The following is a 21,424-nucleotide window of genomic DNA, read 5'->3' as shown; positions in this document are numbered from 1 at the left end:
GAACTCGCCTGACCAGCCGAGACCGCGTCCTTTCACGATCGCAGCGTCGGCCAGACGAGTAGTGCCTAGCGTGGCAGCGCCGAACGATCCGCAATCGTCCGATCGCCCCACCCTCCCCCAAGCGATGCCCAGACGCGAACCAGCGCGTTCAGCTGCTGCTCACGGACAGTGATGGCGTTGAGCTCGACCGCGAAGAGATTTCGCTGGGCGTCAAGCGCGTCGAGGTACGAGGCATATCCTCCGCGGTAACGATCGCGAGCGAGATTCAGCGATCGCTGCAGGATCGACCGTCGAGCCGAAACGTGCACGATCTGTTCCCGCAGCCGCTGCTCGCTGGTGAGGGCGTTCTCGACTTCCCCGAATGCGCGCAGCACGATATCGCGATAGGCATACGCCGCCTGATCGCGCCGCGCATTCGCCTGATCGACCTGAGTTGTCAGGCGCCCCCCTGAAAGAGGGGCGCGAGGATGCTGGCGCCGATGTTCCAGATGGATACGGGATCATAGTCCAGCTGATCCACGATCAGCGCACCCCAAGACGCGGACAACGCGACATCCGGCATGAACTCGGCGCGTCTTGACGCGATCGTCCGGTCCGCGGCGGCCAAGCGGGCTTCAGCGGCTGCTATGTCTGGTCGCCGCCGCATCAGTTCGGAAGGCATCAGCGCCGGGATCCCCGGGATGGAGAGGTTCGCAAGCTCGCCGCGCGCCATGGCTCCGGGCAGGTCGCCTGTCAGCAGGCGCAGCCCGTTCTCCTGCAATCGCCGGGCCTGTTCAAGCTGAGGGATGGCTTGGGCCACGGCCTCATACTCCGACTGCGCCTGCGTAAGCTCCAGCTGCGAACTGTAGCCAAGCCTTGCGCGATCCTCTGCGATCCGCCGCGCTTCGACGCGCAGATCCAGCGTCTTCCGGGTCACGTCAAGCTGTGCATCGATCGACAGCAGGGTGAGATAGGCCTGCGCCGTCGCCCCGGCGACAGAGAGCCTGACGGCGTCGTAGTCGGCCGCACTGGCGACGAAATTCGCGCGGGCCGCGTCGCTCAGCGCCCGCAGGCGGCCGAAGAGGTCGAGCGTCCAGTTCGCGCCGAGCTGCGGCTGTATGGCAAGAATCTCGGTTGGTCGCCCGCTGACCTGGCTCAGAGCGCGGTCGGAGGCTATGCCGCCGCCCGCGCTTAGCGTCGGCGCCCGGGCGGCTCCCGCAAGCCGTACCTGTGCCTCTGCCTCCTCGATACGAGCCGCGGCGGCCAGAACGTCCGAATTGTTCGCCATCGCCCTGACGATCGCAGCGCCCAACGCCGGGTCCGCGAACTGCTTCCACCAGTCTTGTGAGATCCCGATACCATCGATGCCCGCTCGATCGCGCCATTGCTCCGGAGGTGTCACGGTCGATCGTGGCGGCGCGGGCAGATATGCAGGCGCGCACCCTGACACTAAGACGAGCAGCGCAAGCGCCGAGAAGCCCGCGGGCTTCATGGCGCGACTTCCTTCGGAGAGGCAGTTCCGGACGTATCGACCCGTGCCACCACCGACATGCCAGGACGAAGCCGCCTGGCAAGCGGTTGCTCCGGATCGATGCGGATACGGATGGGAATACGTTGGACGATCTTCGTGAAGTTCCCGCTTGCGTTGTCCGGCCGCAAAACGCTGAACTCGGATCCCGTTGCCGGAGCAAGCTCCTCGATACGGCCGGTCAACCTGGCGTCATCGAGGGCGTCCACGGTGAACGAAGCGAGCTGACCGAGGCGCATCCGGCTAGTCTGGGTTTCCTTGAAATTGGCTACAACCCATAGCTGCTCGGGCACAAGGAACATCAGCTGGGTCCCGGCTTGGGCATATTGTCCCACACGAACCGAGGCTTCACTTATTTGTCCATCGCGCGGCGCACGGATCACGGTATTGGCGAGGTTGATCCGCGCGAGGTCAACCTGAGCCTGTGCCTGTGCAACGCGCCCCTCGAGGGCACCGCGGGAAACTCGATTTGCAAGGATGACCTGTTGCTGCCCATCGATGGCAGCTAGTGCGCGCTCGATCGCAGCCGCCGATGTGCGCTCGGTCGCGAGCACCTGATCGCGCTCGCGGACGCTGACCGATCCTCTGGAAGCCAGCTCCTAAACGCGCGCGATATCGGCGCGGGCGCGCGCACGTTCGGCGTTGGCCTGCGCCAGGTCGGCTTGACGAGTGCGAAGCGCCGCCTCATTCTGCGCAACGGTTTGCGGCCAGTTGCGGAGTTCGGCCTCTGCCACCTTGAGCTGCGCCAGTGCCGCATCCAGTTGCTGACGGTAAATCCGGTCATCAATGCGCAGCAAGACCTGTCCGCGTCGCACATGCGCGAAATCGCGTACGTTCGCCTCGACGACATACCCCGCGACCTGCGGTGCCATGGCCGTAATCTGGCCGCGGACATAGGCGTTCTCGGTCTGCACCATCGTACTGGTGAAGGGCCACAGCCGCCACGCATAGAGAATCAGCAAGCTACCCGCGATGAAGATCGCTGCCATGATCGCGAGCGTACGCGGCCGCGCCTTGATAGTTTTGGCGGGCGGAGGTGTATCCGGAATGCCTGCATCGGTCGCCGGATCCTGATCTGCCGGATCGGCCGGGCGCGGTCGATCCTGGGTCTGCTCTGGCTGGGTCATCGGGCTCTCATGTTCTGGATCATGCCGCCGCAGGTGGTGGCGGTGCTTGGCTGGCGGCCCGCAACTGGACGGCGACACGCCAAAGGCACCACAGAAGGAAGGCAAAGGCGATGATCGCATTCAGCCGGAAGACATCGTTGTATGCGCGAATACTCGCTTCACGCGTGGCGGCTTGCTGCAACAGCGCCGTACCGCCCGCCCCGCCAATGATCGGATCGGAGACGCGCGCTGCATAGATGCCGCGCTGTAGCGCAAGCCTTTGCGCCACAACCGGATTGGTGGGGTCGACGTGGCTGGTGATCTGCCCGGAATATTCATGTTGACGGTATTGCTGGAAGGTGCCGTAGATCGCCGGTCCGAGCAGGGCGCCGGCGCTCTGCGTCATGGTGAACAGGATCACGAACGTGACGATGTGGTCCGCACCTCTCTTGAGCGCTCCCATGACACCGTGAAGGATGAGCGGGGCCATGACGAGCGCGCCTGCCATGGCGATCATCGCCTGGCTTGCCATCATGTTGTTCGGTCTTGTGTCGCTCGTGGCATCGCTATCGAGCAGACTGGCGATTAGGACGAGGATCACCGCAGCGATCGCCATCGGCATCATAGTTTTGGGTCCGAACGTCGCCGCGCCGATCGCTATGCCCGAAAGCACGCCTGCGATCACCACCAGGTAGAAGAGCCGGAACTGGTCGGGACCCATCCCCAGCGTTCGCAGCAGGCCGGCTGCCGCGTAGCTTTGTTCCGACAGGATGAGCCTGAAGGCCAGAGCCGCGAACACGAACCGGATGACCTCGCCAGTCCCGATCCATCGGGTCTGGATGAGCGGATTGGCCCGGTGGTGTTCAACGAGGAACGCCAGCAGCAACAGCGCCAGGGAAGCGACGAGGGCCCAGGCCATCCACGGCTGCTCGCTCCACCATTGCAGCTGTCCTTGCGCCAGAACGCCCGCGATCAGAACAAATGCCGGCGCCAGCAAAATAAACGTCAGAACGTCCGTCTTCTCGAAGACCTTTATCCTGATCCCCGGCGGCAGCTTGAGCGAAATGACCGCCGCGAGCGTGCACAGCGCAAGGGCGAACTCGAAAGAATAGAGCGTGTGCCAGTCGCCCAGGTCCAAGAGGGCTGGTGACAGCAACCACGCCAACGGCAACGCCAATTGTGTCAAGCCGAAGCCGACAACGATCGCCTTGCCCATCAGATGCTTCGGAAAGCCCTGCATCACATAATAGAACCCAAGGGAGCTCAGCGGGGCACCGACGAAGCCTGACGCGCCTCTGACCAGCACTGCAGTGGGATAATCATCGACGAACGGGTGAAGCACGGTGATTGCGAGATAAGCCGCAAGCGCAACCTCCGCGAACCGTCGAATGCCGAACTGCTGCCGTGCCTTGAACAGGATGAGGTTTGCCGAGAGGTTCACCATCACATACGCTGCGGGGAGCCACGCCCCTTCGACAGGCGTCAGTCCCAGCGCTCCCTGGATCTGGGGCAGATTTGCCGACACAAGCGCGTTGGCGAGTCCGCTGGTGATCGTGATGAGTACCCCGACGGTTAGGTAAGCGACGCGGATGGACGGCCGATGCCGGATGGACGCCGGCGAGCCTGGAATCATCGGCACCTCATCCGGGTGCCATTCAGGCGTACGCTCCAGAAGGACCGGCGCGGGGCGTGATGTGGACGAACTCATCTAGCGAGCGTAACCTAACCGGACGTTGAATGTCCGGTTATAGCGTTCATGTTGGAGCGGAACAAGCATGCGGAAAGATGCCCGAGCCCGGCGCGACCGCCTGATCGCCGCGGCAGCGGATGCCTTCCGCGATGAGGGGTACGGGGTCGCGTTAGAGCAGATCGCACAACGTGCCGGTGTTGGCCGCGGGACGCTTTATCGGAACTTCTCTGACCGCGACGCGATGATCGTAGCAGTTCTCGAGAGGCGCCTCGACGAACTTAGAGCGGTGGTCTCGCAGCTTGCCGATGAACCCCGAATGTTTGAGGAATTCATCAAGCATTATGGCGGAGTGGCCGCCTTTCACGCCAAGGCCAGCATAGGGGTCGGCAGCGGCTCTCTTGACCAGGCAGTGTCGAGGCTGAGATCGGAAGCTGATGACGTCATGCAGCACATGCTGTCCCATGCGATCGCCTGCAATGCGCTGCCAAGTGGCGTCACGACTGAAGATGTCCAGCTTGCGGCAAGAATGATTGCTGGTGTCGCCGCCTATCTCGATGGCGATCGGGACGAGATGTTGGATCGGGCCATGCGGATCATCGCCAGTGGACTTCGGAGCCTTGGTTGAATGGCCTTGGCAGTTTGCGCTCTTCTGCTTCTCTAACCAGGTTGCAACGATCAGAGCTAAATGCTGACGAAAATACATCATCCAGGGAAAATCGCCTGTTTGGCAGCGATAAACGGGCAAACTCGGGAGAGGACTCCATCGCGCCATCATCAACTCGTGGCGCTACGGGGGCTCATCGTAGGTCTGAAATGGAAAGGGACACAAACGGGGATTTGGTGGATTCCAAGAAGTCATCCGATGGCGCAGCGAGCGGCCGCACGCTCCGCGCGCCACCTTCGCAGCAGTTCGATCTGCTTTGAGTGTTCATCATCAACGCGCGACGGTTCGTACCGAGGGGACGAATCGACCGACAGGGTCCGTGATGCTGTCCCTGTGGCTGGTACGATGTTCGTTTGATCCAGGAGTGCGCGCAGCATCTGCCGCCCTCTCACCACGCGGCTCTTGATCGTACCGACAGGAACCTGTTCGATCGTTGCTGTCTCTTCGTAGCTCAATCCCTCGATCCCGACAAGTTGGATGCACCGCTGCTGCTCGGGTGTCAGGCGCGGCCACAGGCGGCGAACATCGCCCAATGTCACGATCGATTCTTGATTTGACGCCACCGGAACATCGATGAGTTCGGCGGTCTCGTGTCCCGCACCTTTACGACGAACCTGCGACAGAAAGGAGTTGCGAAGGATACGGAAGGTCCACGCTTTCAAATTCGTGCCCGCCTCGAATGAGGCACGGCTGCGCCAGGCTTTCAGCACGGTATCCTGAACGAGATCCTGTGCAGCATCGGGATTCCTTGTTAGGGATCGCGCATAGCTTGCCAGCCTGGGCATCAGGTCGCTCAGTGCAGCACCGAAGTCAGACCACTCCTCAGCCGCTACATGTGATTCGTGATCCGGTTGGTCCGACACGCAAAAGCCCTCGCTCGATCGAACCAGAGCGCCGTTTATACACCGACTGGTTTACTTGTTCGAAAACGCCCCCTCTCCTGGGTTGTTCCACTCCTCAGTGAGGAGCCGGATACGCGAACAAGCGCGCGAAAGGGCAAGGGTGGAGAGTCGGGTGTGCGGAAGGTCGGGCAGCAGGAAGTCAGCGCCTCTGCCTGCTCGAAACCCAAGCCCAGCCTGCAGGCAGCACCGCAGACGCCATTAACATCGCGCCGACAACATCATGGTCGCGCTGAAGGATCGCGCCCGCGACAAGCAGTCCGGCGGACAGAATGTTGGGATCGGCGCGCCAGGGCGATGCCGGAGTTGGGAAAACCGCGCCTCCCTGCAACTCGATCGGCAGCGCACCCGACCGCGCAACCCGCTCGGCGAAGGCCACCAGCTCGGGCGAGGCGGCGGCCAGACGGCCCAGGCTCGTCGCCAGCCGGCGTCCGCCACGCTTGAGGCCGGCCGGGCCGATCCGCTCCCGCAGCAGCTCGCGCGCGATCGGCGCGGCGCGCGCCGCGATGTCGAAGCCGGGATCGAGCCGGCGCACGAACCCTTCGGCAATCAACAGGGTGCGCACCAGAAGGGCCAGATCGGGTGGCAGCGCCAGGCGGTAGGTGCGCAGCAGCGCGAACACGCGGCCGAAGATGTCGGCGAGCTCGATCTGCTGGAGTACCGCCCCGCGGAACTGGCCGATCAGCGCGTCGAGGTCGCGGGTCAGTGCCTGGCGATCGACGTCGGTCTCGCCCGACCATTGCAACAGCACGTCCGTCACCGATCGTGTGTCCTCGCCGGCGATGGCAAGGACGAGCGTGACCACCTCGTTCCGCCGGGCGGGACTGAGCACGCCGACCGCCCCGAAGTCGATGAACGCCAGCGACCCGTCGGCCAGAACAAAGACGTTGCCGGGATGGGGGTCCGCGTGAAACCGGCCGTTGAAGATGATCATCCGCAGCACCGCATCGGCATATTTGCCGGCGACGTCCGCACCGCCCTCACGCTCCGCGTCGAGGATCGCGCGGACCGGCAAGCCGTCGAGCCGTTCCTGCACGTTGATCCGGCGACCGACCTGATCCCAGTGGAAGGCGGGCGTGCAAATGCCGAGCGGCCGCAGAAACGCGCCGATGTTCTCGCAGGCCGCCGCTTCGGCACTGAGGTCCATTTCCTGCGTTAGGCTCTCCGCGAAGAACCGGAGCAGTTCGTCAGGCTTGAGGCGACGGATCTCCGGTGAGTGCCTGGCGGCGAGCCGCGCGACACGGCGGAGCAATCGCAGGTCGGCATCGACGCGCTCCGCGATCCCCGGCCGGCGCACCTTGACCACGACCTCGGTTCCGTCGCGCAGGGTGGCGCCATGAACCTGCGCGATGGAGGCCGCGGCGATCGGCTCGCGGTCGAACCGCGCGAACACGTCGGCGATCGGGGAGCCAAGCGCTGTCAGGATCGTCGGCTCCAGCGCCTCGAACGGCAGCGGGGTCACCCGGTCCTGCAGCGTCGACAACGCGCGCACCCATTCCGGCCCGAGCAGGTCTTCACGGGTCGCGAGCACCTGCCCCAGCTTGACCGCGACGGGTCCAAGGTCTTGCAGCAGCGCGACGACCCGCTCGGGGGTACCGATGTCTACCGGCTGCTCCGAACGACCGGGCAGCAGGCCCAGGCGCGAGGCGAGGCCGTTCAGGCCATGGCGCCCCATGATCTGGAGCAGCTCGGCCAAACGCGCGTGCTCGCCGATCTGAGGCTCGTCGTCGGTGGTGGGCATCACGTGCGGCAACCATCCCCCTGTCGCGGGCGGCAGCCATCAAGGAACAGGTCGATCCCGCGCGCGATACGATCGCGCGCCGCCTCGTCATACGCTGGCGGAGACAAACCCAGCGCTGCCCGGCGCATGGGGGCGACCACGACGAGTGTGACGAACTGCTCGGCAGCGAACAAGGGGTCGGCCAGCGACAGCTCCCCCCTGGCATTGGCATGGGCGAGGATCGATGCCACCCACTGGACGGCCCGCTGGTAGCCGAAGTCGTGGATGTTCGCCGCAAGCGCGGGAAAGCGTACGGCTTGCGCGATGACGACACGTTCCATGGAGGCGATCCGGGGCGTCAGGAGCCACTCGAGCAGGCGATCGGCGATCACGCGAAGTCGCGATCCGATCTCGGGTTCGTCGCTGCCGGAGGGTTCGAGCGCGCGCAGCTGCGTATCGATCTCGTCGAGGATCACCGCCTCGAACACACGCGCCTTGCTGCCGAAGCGGGCGTAGAGGGTCCGCTTGGAGATGCGCGCCTGTTCGGCGATCATGTCGGCGCTGGCGCCGTCGAAGCCGTGCTCAAAAAACAGCTCGCGAGCGCTCTTGAGGATGTGCGAGGTCAGGCGGACCGCGTCCTCAGTGGTCGGTCTGCCCATCTTTCTTGGGCGCCGTCCCTTTTTCTCGTCGTCGCTCAATCTCGTTCTCCCCGATCGAGGGTAGCGCAATCCAGACCGGTTGACGAGAAATCACGCCGGGACGGTCGGTCGGTCGCCTGCCATCTCGAGCTCAGCCAAGAGCTGTCCTATCGCTTCGCGGCCGATCACTGCCGTGATTTCGGCTTGTAGGTCGGAAGGGACGGAGCACTTACCCCCAAGCCCTCCTGATCGATGCGAACAGCCGTATCCCTGACAGCGCCTACCTTGTTACTTGCTGAACGAATGGTCTCACGCAGCTGGGCCTGTTTGGCAGTCATGCCGCGGATCGTGGGTCGAACCGCCTCGACGCGCGCTGTCAATTGCTCGGCTTCGTCTCGAGCGTTCAGCAACGGGCGGTTCGCCCTGGCGAGAACGGTCGCGCGGCGGTCGTTCAGGGCAGCTCTCAACCGTTGAGCGCTGGCGCCGGATCGCTGCAGGGCGTCCCCCACGGCCACCACGCGACCGCGTGCGCCAGTAAGTCCGTCGGATGCTGATCCGACCCTGTCTGCCCAACCGGCGGAACTTTCCGCAAGCGCCGCCAGTCGATCGCTGGCCCGCTGCTGCTGAGCGGCGTCGAGGTCGCGAGAAACAGAATCTACGGTGCGGCTGATCTTCTCGACCAGTGCGACGGGGTCCCCTCCGCCGCCAAGGAGCCCGCCTTCCTTGGCGTGAATGACGGGAAGCTCCCCGTCGCTCGCCGCAACGATCGGGGGCGCACCAGATGTGGCGCCCTCGAGGCTGATGTTCGCGGTGCCGGCCAGTGCCGATCTTGCGATCGACGCTTTTACGCCTGCGACGATGGGGATCCGTGGGTCAAGGTTGACGGTGACGAGAACCGCTGACGGGTCCTCCTTGTCGAACCGTATCGACGTGACATGACCGGCCGGCACACCCGAGAAGGTCACCGACGATCCATTTTCGAGACCGGCAACGCTTCCGGTGAAGCGGATCATATAGGGGTTGCCGTCTCCATCGCGTGCATCAAACAGCCACAGCGTGAAGATCAGGAGCGTGCCCAGCAGAAAGCCGGTCACCACGAGAACCAGAAATTTGTTCGACCGCGTTTCCATACTCGAACACAGCCATTAAAAAGCTGGTCGGAGTATGTAAACCGTACCGTTTCCGGTGAAGCCTGAGCGATGGCTTTTTGGGTGAGCGGTGAGGTCAGGTCGGGACGAGGATGGAAGTGTGGCTGGAGACTGGAGCCTGCAACCGGGCAATGTACCATGGGGCAACAGGCTTGGCCTGGAGCTGGTCTCGGTCGGCGGTGGCCTCAGCTCGCTACGTCTTGGTTGGCGTCAGGAGCTGGCGGACGAGGAGGAGACGCTCGCAACCGGCGTGTTGACGAGCCTGATCGATCAGGCCTGCGGCGTCGCCGTGATGTCCCGGCTGGGCAGGCGGCTGGCGATCTCGACCCTGAACCTGAAGGTGGATCATCTGCGGTCTGCCGAGGCGAGATGCTCGGCGACGGCATGGGCCCACTGCTATGACGCGATTGAGCACCGAGCGTTCGTACGTACCGAAGTCTGGGACACGGATCCGTCTCGCCTGATCGCGACATCCCAGGGCGTCTTCTCGATCAATCGGGCTGTCGGCCGATGAGCGAAGGCGCAGTCACGGCTGGCGTTGGGCAGTACGGCTTCGCGCGGCTGCTCGGTACCATGATGACGCAAAGCGGTGAAACGTTCACGCTGATCCCGACAGAGGAGCTTGTCGGAAATCCCATCCTGCCCGCCCTGCATGGAGGAGCGATCGCTTCCTTTCTCGAGCTGGCCGCACAGCTTGCTCTCTCCCGCACACTCTCGCCAGGGCAATCCTCCCGGCTGATCAGTGTGAACCTGCAATTTCTCGCCCCGGTCAGACTGGGCGCAATCAGCACGACGCCGACGCTGATGCGTGTGGGACGTCGTGTCGCAGTGGTGCATGCCGAAGCCGTAGAGCGGGACGGAGCCGGAAAACTGTGCCTTGCGCAGCTGGAATTCGCCCTCGAAAATCCCCCAGCGAAGAGAAACTCGCTCGATACGCCTGATTGATTCAGCGCGCCGATCTCCAGAGCGCAAGGATGCTTCTGAGCGCCGTCGCGAAGGCGAGCGGCTCGTCCAGCATCAGGTGGTGGCGCGCGTTGGGCACCGCGACGATCGGAATCGTCCCAGGTCCGAGTTCGCGCAGATATGCCGCCGAATCCCTGCCGAAGAGCGCGCTGTGCTCGCCGTAGACGATTGCCAGCCGCCCAGGAGCCGCGGCAACGCGGCGGCCCATCGTCATCCACTCATCCGCCGAGTTGCCGCGCGCGAACACCGCGGGCGAGAACTTCCACGTCCACGTGTCGCCGTCCCGCCGGAGCGAATGATAGGCCATGTAGTCCATCAGGAACGGCTCGCCCGCAGGCTGGGGCGGCGCGAGCACGTAGCGCGCGCGTGCGGTCGGGTAGTCGGGATACCGGCTGGCGGGCTTGTTCGGGTCGCCCGAGCCGGGGCTGCCGCGTCCGCCGCGCGAGTAGGCGGCAAGCGCCTCGGGCCGCATGATCATCAGGTCGCAGATGATCGCGCCCGCGAACCGTTGGGCCGCGATCGTCATCGCGGTCACCGCGATCCCCGCGCCGAAGCTATGACCGATGATCACGGGCGGCGCAGCACCGTCGAACAGCCCGGTCGCCTCCGCCACCGCGATCATCTCGCGCCCACGGCCGTCGCCATCGATTCCCGCGCGCGCGTCGCTGTCGCCCATGCCCGCAAGATCATAGGCGACGACATGGTAGTCCGCGGCGAGGAACGGCGCGATAAACGCCCAGCAGCGCGCATGGGCAAGAAAACCGTGCGCCATGAGGACGCCCGGCTTGGCGCGGTCGCCCCAGCGCAGGTAGTGGACATGCGCACCCTCTACGAGGACGAAGCCCTCCTCCCTTGGCACGGCCAGCGCATCCATGAACCAGCTCGGCAGGCGGGCACCGTCACCTGCCCAAAGCGGGTCGATGTCGGTAAGGCCAGAACGCTTCTCCTCGCACATCAATCGCTCGACCTCGCCAAGAGCCAGTGTCGCGACCCGCGACCACCGCCTTTCACTCTTCAATATTGCTGCTCGGGGACATGCAGGATCAAACCGTTCAATCGGTCGGTCATTCTGATCTGGCACGCCAGCCGACTGTTTGCGGTCGCGCCTTCGGCGAACTGGAGCAGCTGGCCTTCCATGCTGTCTGGCGGCAATCTACCGACGCGATCGATCCAGGCCGGATCGACGTGGACATGGCACGTCGCGCAGGCACACGCACCCCCACAATCGCCGTCGATGCCCGGGACATCGTTGTAGAGCGCCGCCTCGCGGGCACTTTCGCCCTCGTCGATTTCCACCGGCAGGCGCGCCCCGCTCGCCAGAACGAATGTCACGTTGACCATCGCGTGCTGATTCCCCTCGTTGCCGTCCTCAGGCCGCTTTTGCATGAAGCCGTACCGGCAGACGCGTGATGCCACGCACCAGGTTCGACAGCAGGCGCTCCGGCTCGCCCACCACCTCGACGAACTCGAACCGCTTGGCGATTTCTTCCCAGATGATTTTCAGTTGCAGTTCCGCGAGCCGATTTCCCATGCAACGATGGATGCCGTAACCAAAGGAGAGATGGTGGCGCGGGTTCGCCCGGTCGATGACCAGGTCGTCGGGCCGATCGATGACGCTATCATCGCGGTTTCCGGACAGATACCACATCACGACCTTGTCACCCTTGCGGATATTCTTGCCGCCAAGCTCGATATCTTCCAGCGCGGTCCTGCGCATGTGGGTGAGCGGCGTCTGCCAGCGGATGATCTCCGGGACCATGCTCTGGATCAGCGCAGGATTTTTACGGAGCTTGTCATATTCATCGGGGTGCCGGTTGAGCGCCAGCACGCCTCCGCTGATCGAATTGCGCGTGGTGTCGTTCCCCCCGACGATCAGCAGAAGCAGGTTTCCCAGGAATTCCATGAACGGCATTTCCTGCGTCGCCGGCGAGCCCGCCATCATCGAGATGAGGTCGTTGCCGCCCGGCGTTGCAACCCGTTCGTCCCAGATGCGCTTGAAGTACATCGCGCACTCAATCAGTTCCTCTCGGCGCTGCTCAAAGGTATCGACGATGCCGGCGCCGGGGATCGCTGTCGTCACGTCAGACCAGCGCGTGAGCTTTGCGCGATCTTCCCATGGAAAATCGAACAGGGTGGCAAGCGTCATCGTGGTCAGCTCGACGGACACGTTCCGTACCCAGTCGATGTCCTCGCCGATCGGCAGGGCGTCGAGGATGGCACCCGCACGCTCGCGGATGATCGGCTCGAGGAGGGTGAGGTTCGAAGGTGCCACCGCCGGGGTCACCGCCTTGCGTTGAGCATCGTGTTTAGGCGGATCCATCGCGATGAACATCTCAAGTTCGAGCGCGCTCTCTCCAGCGTGCATGTCCGCGATCGAAATGCCGCCAAGCTTGGCTTCCGACGAGAACACACGATGGTTGGTGTCGACCTTCATGATGTCGTCGAACTTCGTCACCGACCAGTACGGGCCGTAGTTGCTTTCCGCACAATAGTGGATCGGGTCCTCGCGGCGCAGCCGCCGGAATATTTCTCCGACGCTGTCTTCCTGAAACAGATAGGGTTTCGAAACGTCGATCTCGTTTAGCGGAACATCGACATCCACCAGCCCACCTGAAAAATTGGTCTTCGCATAATCAAGAACAGCCATCATTCTACTCCTGATCGGTTATTTTAGAGAACGCAACAATTACAAGAAAACCAGCAAAAGAGAATTACCATGAAGTATATTACGACAGGCGAAATCCCGTATAACCACCCGCGGCAGCGGCTTCACACATTTCTGCGTAAATCACCAATGATGGGTAATTAAGAAGCTGCCGTGGCTTTCCTGGAATGTTTGCACCCATGTACCAAGAGTCGGCGCGCGGGAAAAGCGTCGGCGCGGCCAGTTCGTCCATGTGCCGCCCCCAGGCGTCATGGGTGTCCGGCTCGGCTTCGAAGCCATCAAGACCGGCATGGCGCAGGTGCATCAGGAACGAGGTTACCCAGTCGCCCTGAACTTCGGCTGCTGACGGACCGTTTGCAAAACCGGAGGGACTCTGCGGACCATAGAGAAACAGCATGTTGGGAAAGCCCGATACGGCGTAACCAAGATGCGTGCGTGCGCCTTCCTTCCACGCGATCGCCAGCGTCGTTCCGTGGCGGCCGCGAATATCCATCTGCATGAGACCGCCCGTCACCGCGTCGAACCCGGTCGCGAGCACCAGCACGTCATGCTGTCGCACACCCGCGCTTGTGGCGACTCCATGCGGAAGAATCTCGACGATCGGCTCATCGCGCAAATCGACGAGCTTGACGTTCGGCTGGTTGAAGATGTCGTAATAGGTCTGTTCGAGCGACGGCCGCTTGACCCCGAACGGATGCGGCGGCTCGCTGGGCGCAAGCTTCTCCTGCAACGCGGGATCTGCGATCCGTTCGCGCACCTTGTCGCGCCAGAAGTCGTAGGCCAGCCGGTTGGCGCGCTCGTCCACCAGGATGTCGGCGTAATTGCCGACCCAGTAGTGGAAGCCTCCAGCCGCCCACAGCCGCTCGAACGTCGCGGTGCGCTCGTCGCTCGAAACCTCGAGCGCGGACTGATCGAGCCGCGGGATCTCGAACCCGCCGCTGCTCAGCCGACGTTGACGGAAGATCTCGGGGTAGCCGGGCTTGGCCTGCGCCTGCTCAACCTCCGTCAATGAGCGCTGGCGCATCGGCAGCGCCAGGATGGGGGTGCGCTGATAGATCGTCAGCTGCGCCGCCTCGCGCGCCGCCTCTTGGGCGACCTGCACACCGCTCGCGCCGGTCCCGATGATCGCGACGCGCTTGCCGGTGAAGTCGATGCCCTCCTGCGGCCAGTGCGCGGTATGGTGCGCAGGGCCGGCAAAGCGGTCGAGTCCCGGAAGTGACGGGATGTACGCCTTCGCCGCGAAGCCGGTACACGGCAGCAGATGGCGGGTGGTCAGCCGATCTCCATCGGCGAGTTCCACCCGCCAGAAGCCGGCATCTTCGTCGAATACGGCGGAGCGCATCGCGACACCGAGCTTCATTGCAGGCCAGAGGTCGAGAACGTGGCAGGCATGCCGGAAATAGCGACGCAACTCGCGCCAGCCTGGGAAGCGTTCCGACCAGGTCCAGTCGCGCCACACCCGCTCGTCCGAAAATTCGTAGATCGGTACGTGCGAATCGACCCGTGCGCCGGGGTAGCAGTTCCAGTACCAGATGCCGCCCGGCTCCGCCGCCGCATCCACCAGTCGAACGTTGAAGCCGTTCTCGCGCAACTTCCCGAGCAGGTAGAGCCCGCTGAAGCCCGCGCCGATCACCAGCGCGTCGATATCAGACGCGCCGCTCATCGCGCAGCGACCGCAGCCACAGCGATGTCGCTCGCCGCCTTGTAATCCGCCTTGCCGTTCGGCGCACGCAGCGGTCGGTCGGTGACGACGATCGCCTTGGGCGTCTTGTAGCCGGCCAGCGCGTCCCGCACGTGGGCGCGCACCGCCGCCTCGTCCATTCTCGCCCCCGGCACGGCATGGACGACCGCCGTCACCGCCTGACCCCATTTCTCGTCGGGCACGCCGACGACAAGCGCGTCCACGACCGCGGGATGGGTCTTCAGCACCTCCTCCACCTCTTCTGGATAGACCTTCTCACCCGCGGTGTTGATGCACACGCTGCCGCGCCCGAGCAGCGTCAGCGTTCCGTCCGCGGCGACGGTGCACCAGTCGCCAGGCATCGAGTAACGGACGCCGTTGATGGTGCGGAACGTCTTCGCGCTTTTCTCCGGATCCTTGTAGTAGCCGATCGGGATCGCGCCCTTGCGCGCGATGAAGCCGGGCGTGCCGCTGCCCGGCACGACCGGCCGGTCATGCTCGTCGAACACGTCGCACAGCCCGCCGATGGTGAAGCGCGCGGTCGCCGTCTCGCCCGCTGCGCTGGTAACCGACAGGCCGAACCCCAGCCCCTCCGACGCGCCGAAGCTGTCCATCAGCACGACCTGCGGGATGTGCCGGATCAGCCCCGCCTTCACCTCGCGGCTCCACATCACGCCGGACGAAACGATCGTGACGAGGTTAGACGTGTCGTAGCGCTCGGGCGCGGCATCCAGCGCGGCCAGCATCGGCTTGGCGAAGGCGTCGCCGACGATCGCGATCGATTCGACGCGATCGCGATCGACCGACCGCCACAGCTCGTCGGCATCGAACGATTCACCCCCAAGCGTCACGATGCAGCCGCCGCTCACCAGCGTGCCGATCGACGTGATGAAGCCGGTGCCGTGCATCATCGGGCAGGCGGGCATCGTACGCCGGCCGGGTCCGTCGCGCGCGATCAGCGCCGCGGTTTCGGCGAGGTCGGCGGGCGTCGGCCCCATCAGCCGCTGCGCATCGAGCTGCGCCTCGCGCATGTCGGTGTGCCGCCACATCACGCCCTTCGGCATCCCGGTCGTGCCGCCGGTGTAGATGAACAGTTCGTCGTCGGGCGAGCGCGCGATGCCGAGCGGCGCGCCGTCGCCCTCCGCTGCAAGCGCCTCGTAGGGCAGCGCGAACAAAGCGCGCTCCGTGTCCGGGCCGATCTCCACGAAAGTGTGCACCTTGCCAAGCCGGCCGTGCAACTCCTCGATGCAGGCGCGGAACTCGGCGCTGTAGACTACGATCTCGCTGTCGCTGTCGTCGAAGATGTAGAACACCTCATCGGGCCGATAGCGGTAGTTGATGTTGACGTGGGTCAGTCGTCCCTTGAAGCACGCCGCCATCAGCTCGCCGTACTCGGGTCGATTGCGCATATAGAAGGCGACCTTGGCGCCCGGTCCTGCCCCCCGCGCGCGCAACGCCCGCGCGACGTTGTTAGACCGGCGCGCCATCTCGGGCCAGGTGATCACCCGGTCGCCGTGGATCAGCGCGGGGGCGTCGAGGGGAATTACGGGCTCGATCGCGTCGAGGATGTCGCCGAGGTTCCACTGCGTCATGCCTGCTGCTCCTCGTTTCACGCGGCGCGTTTGCCCCAGCCCTGCAGCGCAGCCGCCTCCGCGCGCACGATCTCCGGCCCGCCGAGTACCTGCCGGTCGAAGCCGATGCGCTTGAACCAATAGTGGAGGCCGAGCAGGTCGGTGAACCCCATCCCGCCGTGGACCTCCGTGGCGGTACGCGCGACGAAGCGGCCCACCTCCCCGGTGTGCGACTTGGCATGGCAGGCCATCAGCAAAGCCTCATCCGGGACCGCGTCGAACGCATGCGCCGCGTACCAGACGAGCGATCGGCACGGCTCCAGCCGCGCCGCCATCTCGGCGCACATGTGCTTGACCGCCTGGAAGCTGCCGATGACGCGCCCGAACTGCTCACGCTCCCCGGCATAGGCGACCGCCCGCGCGATCATCGCGTCGCCCGCGCCCACGCTGTCCGCCGCGAGCAGCACGCGACCCGCCGCGACGAGCCGGCGGGCCGCCCCGCCATCGTCATCGCCGAGCGGCTCGGCCGCGACGCCGTCCAGCCGCAGCTCGCCCACCGATCGGGTGAGGTCGATCGTGGACAGCGGAAGGCGTTCGAGCCCCTCCGCCTCGCCGGCGACCAGATGCAATTGGCCGCGCTGGTCGGCGATGACAAAGGCATCGGCGTCGGCGCTGTCGAGCACGAACAGCGCGGAGCCGCTGAGCGTGCCGTCCGCGGCCGTGACGCCGCCGCCGTCGCGACAGTTGACGACCTCGGTCAGCCCGACGCCGAAGCGCGCGCTGCCGTCGGCAATGCGCGGCAGCCAGCGCGCCTGCTGCGCCGGCGTGCCGGCAAGCCGCAGCGCAAGCGGGGCGAGGACGCAGCGCGCCACGAACGGCACCGGCGCCACCGCTGCGCCGAGCGCCTCCGCCACTACTGAGGCATCGAGCAGGCCCAGGCCGAGGCCGCCGTGCTCCTCGGGCACCATGATGCCGGAAAGGCCAAGCTCGGCCAGCGCCGCTACCACCGCCGCACTGACGGCATCGCCGCCCTCCGCGACCTCGCGGACGTGATCGAGCGGGCAATGTTCGCGCAGCAGCCGATCGACCGCGTCGCGCAGCATCCGCTGCTCGGGGGAAAGACCGAAATCCATCTATGCCGCCTCCGCCTTGGGTGCGCGCGCGTGCTCCAGCTTCGGCTCGCGCGGCATGCCGAGCCCGCGCTCGGCGATGATGTTCTTCTGGATCTGCGCGGTGCCGCCGCCGATGATGAGGCCGAGCTGGAACATGTAGTTCCACTGCCAGCTTCCGCCCGCCCGCTCGCGCCGGCTGCCGCCGTACAGCAGGCCGAGCTCCCCCATGGCGTCGATCGCCAACGCCGAGATCTGGTGCGCCAGTTCGCACGACTGGAGCTTGACGATTAGCTTGGCGAGGCCGCCGGGTTCGCCCTTCAGCGAATTGGACAGCAGCCGCAATCCGTTGAACTTCATCGCCGCGACTTCGGCCTGCAGCGCCACCAGCCGGCCGCACAATGCCGCGTTGTCGATCGCGCGCACGCCGTCGATCCGTTCATCGTGCATCAGCTGCACCAGCGCGGCGAGGCGATTCTCCAGCGCCGCCGGGTCGCCCAGCATGCCACGCTCGTAACCGAGCGTGGCGTTGGCCACCATCCAGCCCTGCCCGCGCTGGCCGACGATCTGGTCGACGGGCACGCGCACGTCGGTGAAGAAGGTTTCGTTGAACTCGGCGTGGCCGGTCATCGTGCGCAGCGGGCGCACCTCGATCCCGGGCGTTTTCATGGAGAATATGAGGTAGCTGATCCCCGCATGCTTGAGCGCTTCCGCTTCCGTCCGCACGAGGCAGAAGATCATGTCCGCCTGATGCGCGGTGCTGGTCCAGATCTTCTGCCCGTTGATGACGAACTCGCCGTTCTCCTCGCGCGCGCTGGTGCGCAGCGCCGCCAGATCAGAGCCCGCGCCCGGTTCCGAATACCCCTGGCACCAGACGATCTCGCCGCGCAGCGTCGGTGCGATCCAGCGGCGCTTCTGCTCCTCCGTGCCGAGCTCGAGCAGCGTCGGGACGAGCATCGAGATGCCCTGGTTCGACAGCCCGCCGGGTACGCCCGCCGCAGCGAACTCCTCGGCGATGATGCGCGACGTCAGGATGTCGGGCTCGGCACCGAAGCCGCCATAGTCGCGCGGAATGGTGCGTGCGGTGTAGCCGTGCTCGAGCAGCAGCTGCTGCCACGCGACCGCGTCCGCCCCGGCGCGCTGCGCCGCGCCGGGCGCGGCCGGCGCACGGTGGCGGTTCGCGGCGATGAACGCGCGCAGCTCGTCGCGGAACGCCTCGTATTCCGGGCCGTAACTCAGGTCCATCGATTCACGCTCCTGCAGCCGGTGTGAAGACGGGCAGCCGGAACCCGTCGCCGATCGTTTCGAAGGCCAGCGCCACCGGCATGTCGAGCGCGAGCGTGGCGGGATCGGCGCCGGTCAGCCGGGTCGCCATGCGGACGCCCTCGTCCAGCTCGACCACCGCCGCGACATACGGCACGTCGGCCGCGAAGGCGGGGTGCAGCGCCTGATGCGTCACCGTCCAGGAAAACAGCCGTCCACGCCCGCTGCTCGGCTCCCAGGCGAACGAGGGCGAGCCGCAGCGCGCGCACATGTAGCGGGGCAGGTGGCGCCACGTCCGGCACTCGCCGCACCGCTGGAAATGGAGCGTGCCGCCCTGGCAACGCTGCCAGAACTCCTGCTCCACCGGATCCTGCGGGTGCGGCAACGGCTTGGGGGGCGAGACGGCGGGCGTCCGCAGCTTGGGCGCAATGTCGTCGTCGTTCATGCGAACCTCCGCAGGATGGCGATGCTGCCGTCGCCCAGGTCGCCCCAGCCGGTGACGAGCCCGGTCCGTGCGCCCGGCACCTGGCGCTCCCCGCAATCGTGCCGCAGCTGCCGCACGGCCTCGACGACGTGGTTGAGCCCCCACACGTGCGCCTCGCTCAGCAGCCCGCCGTGGGTGTTGAGCGGATAGCGCCCGCCGAGCTCGATCTGCCCGTCGCGCACGAAGTCGAGCGCGCCGCCCGGCTCGCAATATCCCATCGCCTCCAGCTGGAGCAGCACGACGTAGGTGAAGCAGTCGTAGACCTGGAGGAAATCCATCTCCTCGCGGCCCATGCCGGCCATCTCGAACGCCTTTGGCGCGGCATAGCTCAGCCCGATCTTGAACGGATCCGGGCGCGAGGGGATGTCGTCGGCGGGATAGGGATGTCCCTCGGCGGCGCCCGCGATGGTAACGGGGACATGCGGCATATCGCGCGCGCGGTCGATGCGCGAGACGACGACCGCGCACGCGCCGTCGGTCTCGAGGCAGCAGTCGTAGAGTCGGAACGGCTCCGACACCATCCGGGCGTCGTGGTAGGTTTCCCAATCGAGCGGCCGACCGTAGGTGAACGCCTTCGGATTGAGTTGCGCATGGCGGCGGCACGCCATCGCCACCGCGCCCATGGCTTCGGGACCGACGCCGTGGAGCTGCGAATGCCGGGTCGCCAGCCAGGCGTACATCTGCACCGGCAGGAACACGCCGTAGGGCATGTAATAGCCGCGGATGGTATTGGTCAGCGTGTTCATGTTCATCGGTCGCGTGGGCGGAGCACCCGGCTTGGGCCGCAGCGCTGAGAAGCCGTTCCACCCGAGCGTGACGAGCACGTGGTCGCACAGACCGGCCGCGATCGCGATCGCCGCATGCTGAAGCGCAGTCGTCGGGCTCGCGCCGCCCATGTGGACGGTCGCGGCATAGCGCAGCACGTCGATGCCGAGGTTTGCCGCCAATTCCTCCGACGTGGTGTAGATGGGCGGCGGCACCATGCCGTCGATGTCGGACGGGCGGAGGCCCGCGTCCGCGATCGCGCGCCGCGACGCCTCCAGCATCATGTCCACCGCGGTGCGCTCGGTGCCTTTGACGTAATCGGTTTCCCCGACGCCGGTGATCGCTGCCTTGTCCGAGAAGGTCATATCTGTCCCTCCTGTAACCAGCCGCGACCCTCAGCGCAGGCCCGCCGCGCGGCCGAGCGCGCGCTCGGCATCGGCGACAAGGTCACGCATCACCTCAGCGGCGGGGCGGACGGCATGGATCAGACCCATGCCCTGTCCCGCGAAGCCCGGGATGATGTCCTTGCGCTTCGCACGGATGCCCGACGCCATAACCGGACCGGCGATCATCGACTGGTATGGCATCGGCAGCGGCTCCTTCCCCGCCGCCACCCACGCGTCGGCCCACTTGCTGCGGATCATGCGGGCGGGCTTGCCGGTGATCGAGCGGCTCACCACGGTGTCGGCATCGCCGCTGTCGACGATCGCCTCCTTCTGGAAATCCTCGATCCCCGCCTCCTCGGTCGCGAGGAAGGCGGTGCCGACCCAGGCGCCTTCGGCGCCCAGCATGAAGGCCGCCGCCACCCCGCGCCCGTCGGAGATGCCGCCCGCGCCGAGCACCGGCACCCGGTCCCCAACGGCATCGACCACCTGCGGAATGAGCGAGATGGTGCCGATGGGCGAATTGTGTCCGCCGCCGTCGTGCCCCTGGGCCACGATCACGTCGATGCCCGACTCCACCACCTGCAGCGCGTGCTTCACCTTGCCGACCACCGCCATGACGACCGTGCCGTTGGCGTGGAGCCGATCCATCCACGGTCCCGGATTGCCGAGCCCCGCGGCGTAGACGGGTACCTTCTCCTCGACGACGACCTCCATCTGCGCCTCGAAGAACTCCTTGGAGAACAGCGCCGCGCCGCCGTTGGCCGCGCCCTCCGTCGCATCGCGGCCGGCATCACGCGCGACGATCTCCAGCCCCTCACGCTCCATAAAGTCGCGCGTGAACGCCTGATAGTCGGCAAGCACCGCGCGCGGGTCCGCTGGCGCCGCCCCAGTCTGCGGCGCTGAGCCGCGTCGCACCGAGGCGGGCAGGAGCGTGTCGACGCCGAAGGGCCTGTCGGTCAGCGCGCGCGTCTCGCGGATCCACGCGCGGAGCTGCTCGGGCGGGCACGCTGCGGCGCCGAGCACGCCCAGCCCGCCCGCGTTGGACACCGCCGCCGCCAGCCGCGGGACGCTGGCCCCACCCATGCCGGCCAGGACGATCGGATAGTCGATGCCAAGCATCCCGCAGATCCGGCTGTTTAGGGCCATTGTCCGTCTCTCCCACATC

Annotated in this window: 18 protein-coding genes and 2 pseudogenes; 3 read left to right on the top strand and 17 right to left on the bottom strand. The window is 65.7% G+C overall.

Translation table 11 applies throughout. The annotated features are described in order from the left end of the window. Positions 1 to 65: 65 nt before the first annotated feature. The 3 genes and pseudogenes from SCLO_RS20080 to SCLO_RS20070 form a co-directional block, all read right to left on the bottom strand. Positions 66 to 1,471: pseudogene (locus SCLO_RS20080) on the bottom strand (efflux transporter outer membrane subunit). Beyond that, positions 1,468 to 2,634, bottom strand: a pseudogene (locus SCLO_RS24435) (HlyD family secretion protein). The pseudogenes SCLO_RS20080 and SCLO_RS24435 overlap by 4 nt, the downstream one beginning before the upstream one ends. Before the next feature lie 19 nt (positions 2,635 to 2,653). Next, complete coding sequence (locus SCLO_RS20070) at positions 2,654 to 4,246, bottom strand: MFS transporter (RefSeq protein ID WP_231923448.1); 1,593 nt, start codon at positions 4,244 to 4,246, stop codon at positions 2,654 to 2,656. Positions 4,247 to 4,388: 142 nt separating this feature from the next. Here SCLO_RS20070 and SCLO_RS20065 point away from each other — a divergent pair, with 142 nt between their 5' ends. Next, complete coding sequence (locus SCLO_RS20065; RefSeq protein WP_066516439.1) at positions 4,389 to 4,928, top strand: TetR/AcrR family transcriptional regulator; 540 nt, start codon at positions 4,389 to 4,391, stop codon at positions 4,926 to 4,928. A 230-nt stretch (positions 4,929 to 5,158) separates the two neighbouring features. Here SCLO_RS20065 and SCLO_RS20060 read toward each other — a convergent pair whose 3' ends face one another. From SCLO_RS20060 to SCLO_RS20045, 4 genes are all read right to left on the bottom strand, one after another. Then, on the bottom strand, positions 5,159 to 5,752 hold the full coding sequence (locus SCLO_RS20060) for a sigma-70 family RNA polymerase sigma factor (protein ID WP_231923447.1): 594 nt from the start codon (positions 5,750 to 5,752) through the stop codon (positions 5,159 to 5,161). A gap of 256 nt (positions 5,753 to 6,008) precedes the next feature. Further along, complete coding sequence (locus tag SCLO_RS20055; protein WP_066516438.1) at positions 6,009 to 7,607, bottom strand: ABC1 kinase family protein; 1,599 nt, start codon at positions 7,605 to 7,607, stop codon at positions 6,009 to 6,011. Beyond that, positions 7,607 to 8,284, bottom strand: coding sequence for a TetR/AcrR family transcriptional regulator (locus SCLO_RS20050; protein WP_231923446.1), 678 nt, complete (start codon positions 8,282 to 8,284; stop codon positions 7,607 to 7,609). The genes SCLO_RS20055 and SCLO_RS20050 overlap by 1 nt, the downstream gene beginning before the upstream one ends. A 125-nt stretch (positions 8,285 to 8,409) precedes the next feature. Next, positions 8,410 to 9,354 (bottom strand): MlaD family protein, encoded by a 945-nt coding sequence (locus SCLO_RS20045; RefSeq protein WP_066516436.1) that lies wholly within the window; start codon positions 9,352 to 9,354, stop codon positions 8,410 to 8,412. 118 nt (positions 9,355 to 9,472) lie between these two features. On the opposite strand from SCLO_RS20045, the gene SCLO_RS20040 reads away from it, so the two are divergent. Further along, a complete protein-coding gene (locus SCLO_RS20040; RefSeq protein ID WP_066516434.1) occupies positions 9,473 to 9,886 on the top strand; it encodes a PaaI family thioesterase in 414 nt (137 codons plus the stop codon). Next, the gene (locus tag SCLO_RS20035) at positions 9,883 to 10,317 is read left to right on the top strand and encodes a PaaI family thioesterase (protein WP_066516433.1); all 435 of its coding nucleotides are present in this window, start codon (positions 9,883 to 9,885) and stop codon (positions 10,315 to 10,317) included. Before SCLO_RS20040 ends, SCLO_RS20035 begins: the two co-directional genes overlap by 4 nt. A gap of 1 nt (position 10,318) precedes the next feature. Here SCLO_RS20035 and SCLO_RS20030 read toward each other — a convergent pair whose 3' ends face one another. The 10 genes from SCLO_RS20030 to SCLO_RS19985 all read right to left on the bottom strand — a co-directional run bounded on the left by SCLO_RS20030 (position 10,319) and on the right by SCLO_RS19985 (position 21,405). Beyond that, positions 10,319 to 11,290 carry an alpha/beta fold hydrolase gene (locus SCLO_RS20030; RefSeq protein ID WP_066516432.1) on the bottom strand — a complete coding sequence of 324 codons (972 nt, stop codon included), beginning with the start codon at positions 11,288 to 11,290 and terminating at the stop codon, positions 10,319 to 10,321. Positions 11,291 to 11,349: 59 nt separating this feature from the next. Beyond that, positions 11,350 to 11,676, bottom strand: a complete 327-nt coding sequence (locus tag SCLO_RS20025) for a 2Fe-2S iron-sulfur cluster-binding protein (RefSeq protein WP_066516469.1) — start codon at positions 11,674 to 11,676, stop codon at positions 11,350 to 11,352. 28 nt (positions 11,677 to 11,704) lie between these two features. Beyond that, positions 11,705 to 12,982, bottom strand: coding sequence for a cytochrome P450 (locus SCLO_RS20020; RefSeq protein ID WP_066516465.1), 1,278 nt, complete (start codon positions 12,980 to 12,982; stop codon positions 11,705 to 11,707). A gap of 79 nt (positions 12,983 to 13,061) precedes the next feature. Further along, a complete protein-coding gene (locus SCLO_RS20015; protein ID WP_066516430.1) occupies positions 13,062 to 14,663 on the bottom strand; it encodes a flavin-containing monooxygenase in 1,602 nt (533 codons plus the stop codon). After that, positions 14,660 to 16,273 carry an acyl-CoA synthetase gene (locus SCLO_RS20010; protein WP_066516427.1) on the bottom strand — a complete coding sequence of 538 codons (1,614 nt, stop codon included), beginning with the start codon at positions 16,271 to 16,273 and terminating at the stop codon, positions 14,660 to 14,662. Before SCLO_RS20010 ends, SCLO_RS20015 begins: the two co-directional genes overlap by 4 nt. 17 nt (positions 16,274 to 16,290) lie before the next feature. Beyond that, on the bottom strand, positions 16,291 to 17,385 hold the full coding sequence (locus tag SCLO_RS20005; RefSeq protein WP_066516426.1) for an acyl-CoA dehydrogenase family protein: 1,095 nt from the start codon (positions 17,383 to 17,385) through the stop codon (positions 16,291 to 16,293). After that, positions 17,386 to 18,606, bottom strand: a complete 1,221-nt coding sequence (locus tag SCLO_RS20000; protein WP_066516421.1) for an acyl-CoA dehydrogenase family protein — start codon at positions 18,604 to 18,606, stop codon at positions 17,386 to 17,388. A 4-nt stretch (positions 18,607 to 18,610) separates the two neighbouring features. Then, positions 18,611 to 19,069: a Zn-ribbon domain-containing OB-fold protein gene (locus tag SCLO_RS19995; protein ID WP_066516418.1), complete on the bottom strand. Its 459-nt coding sequence runs from the start codon at positions 19,067 to 19,069 to the stop codon at positions 18,611 to 18,613. Further along, the gene (locus tag SCLO_RS19990; protein ID WP_066516415.1) at positions 19,066 to 20,238 is read right to left on the bottom strand and encodes a thiolase C-terminal domain-containing protein; all 1,173 of its coding nucleotides are present in this window, start codon (positions 20,236 to 20,238) and stop codon (positions 19,066 to 19,068) included. Before SCLO_RS19990 ends, SCLO_RS19995 begins: the two co-directional genes overlap by 4 nt. Positions 20,239 to 20,268: 30 nt before the next feature. Then, the gene (locus SCLO_RS19985) at positions 20,269 to 21,405 is read right to left on the bottom strand and encodes an NAD(P)H-dependent flavin oxidoreductase (protein ID WP_066516411.1); all 1,137 of its coding nucleotides are present in this window, start codon (positions 21,403 to 21,405) and stop codon (positions 20,269 to 20,271) included. Positions 21,406 to 21,424 lie beyond the last annotated feature (19 nt).

This window comes from Sphingobium cloacae (assembly GCF_002355855.1).
In the GTDB taxonomy this organism is placed as follows: Bacteria; Pseudomonadota; Alphaproteobacteria; order Sphingomonadales; family Sphingomonadaceae; genus Sphingobium; species Sphingobium cloacae.
This window is presented reverse-complemented; position numbering and strand designations above follow the sequence as displayed.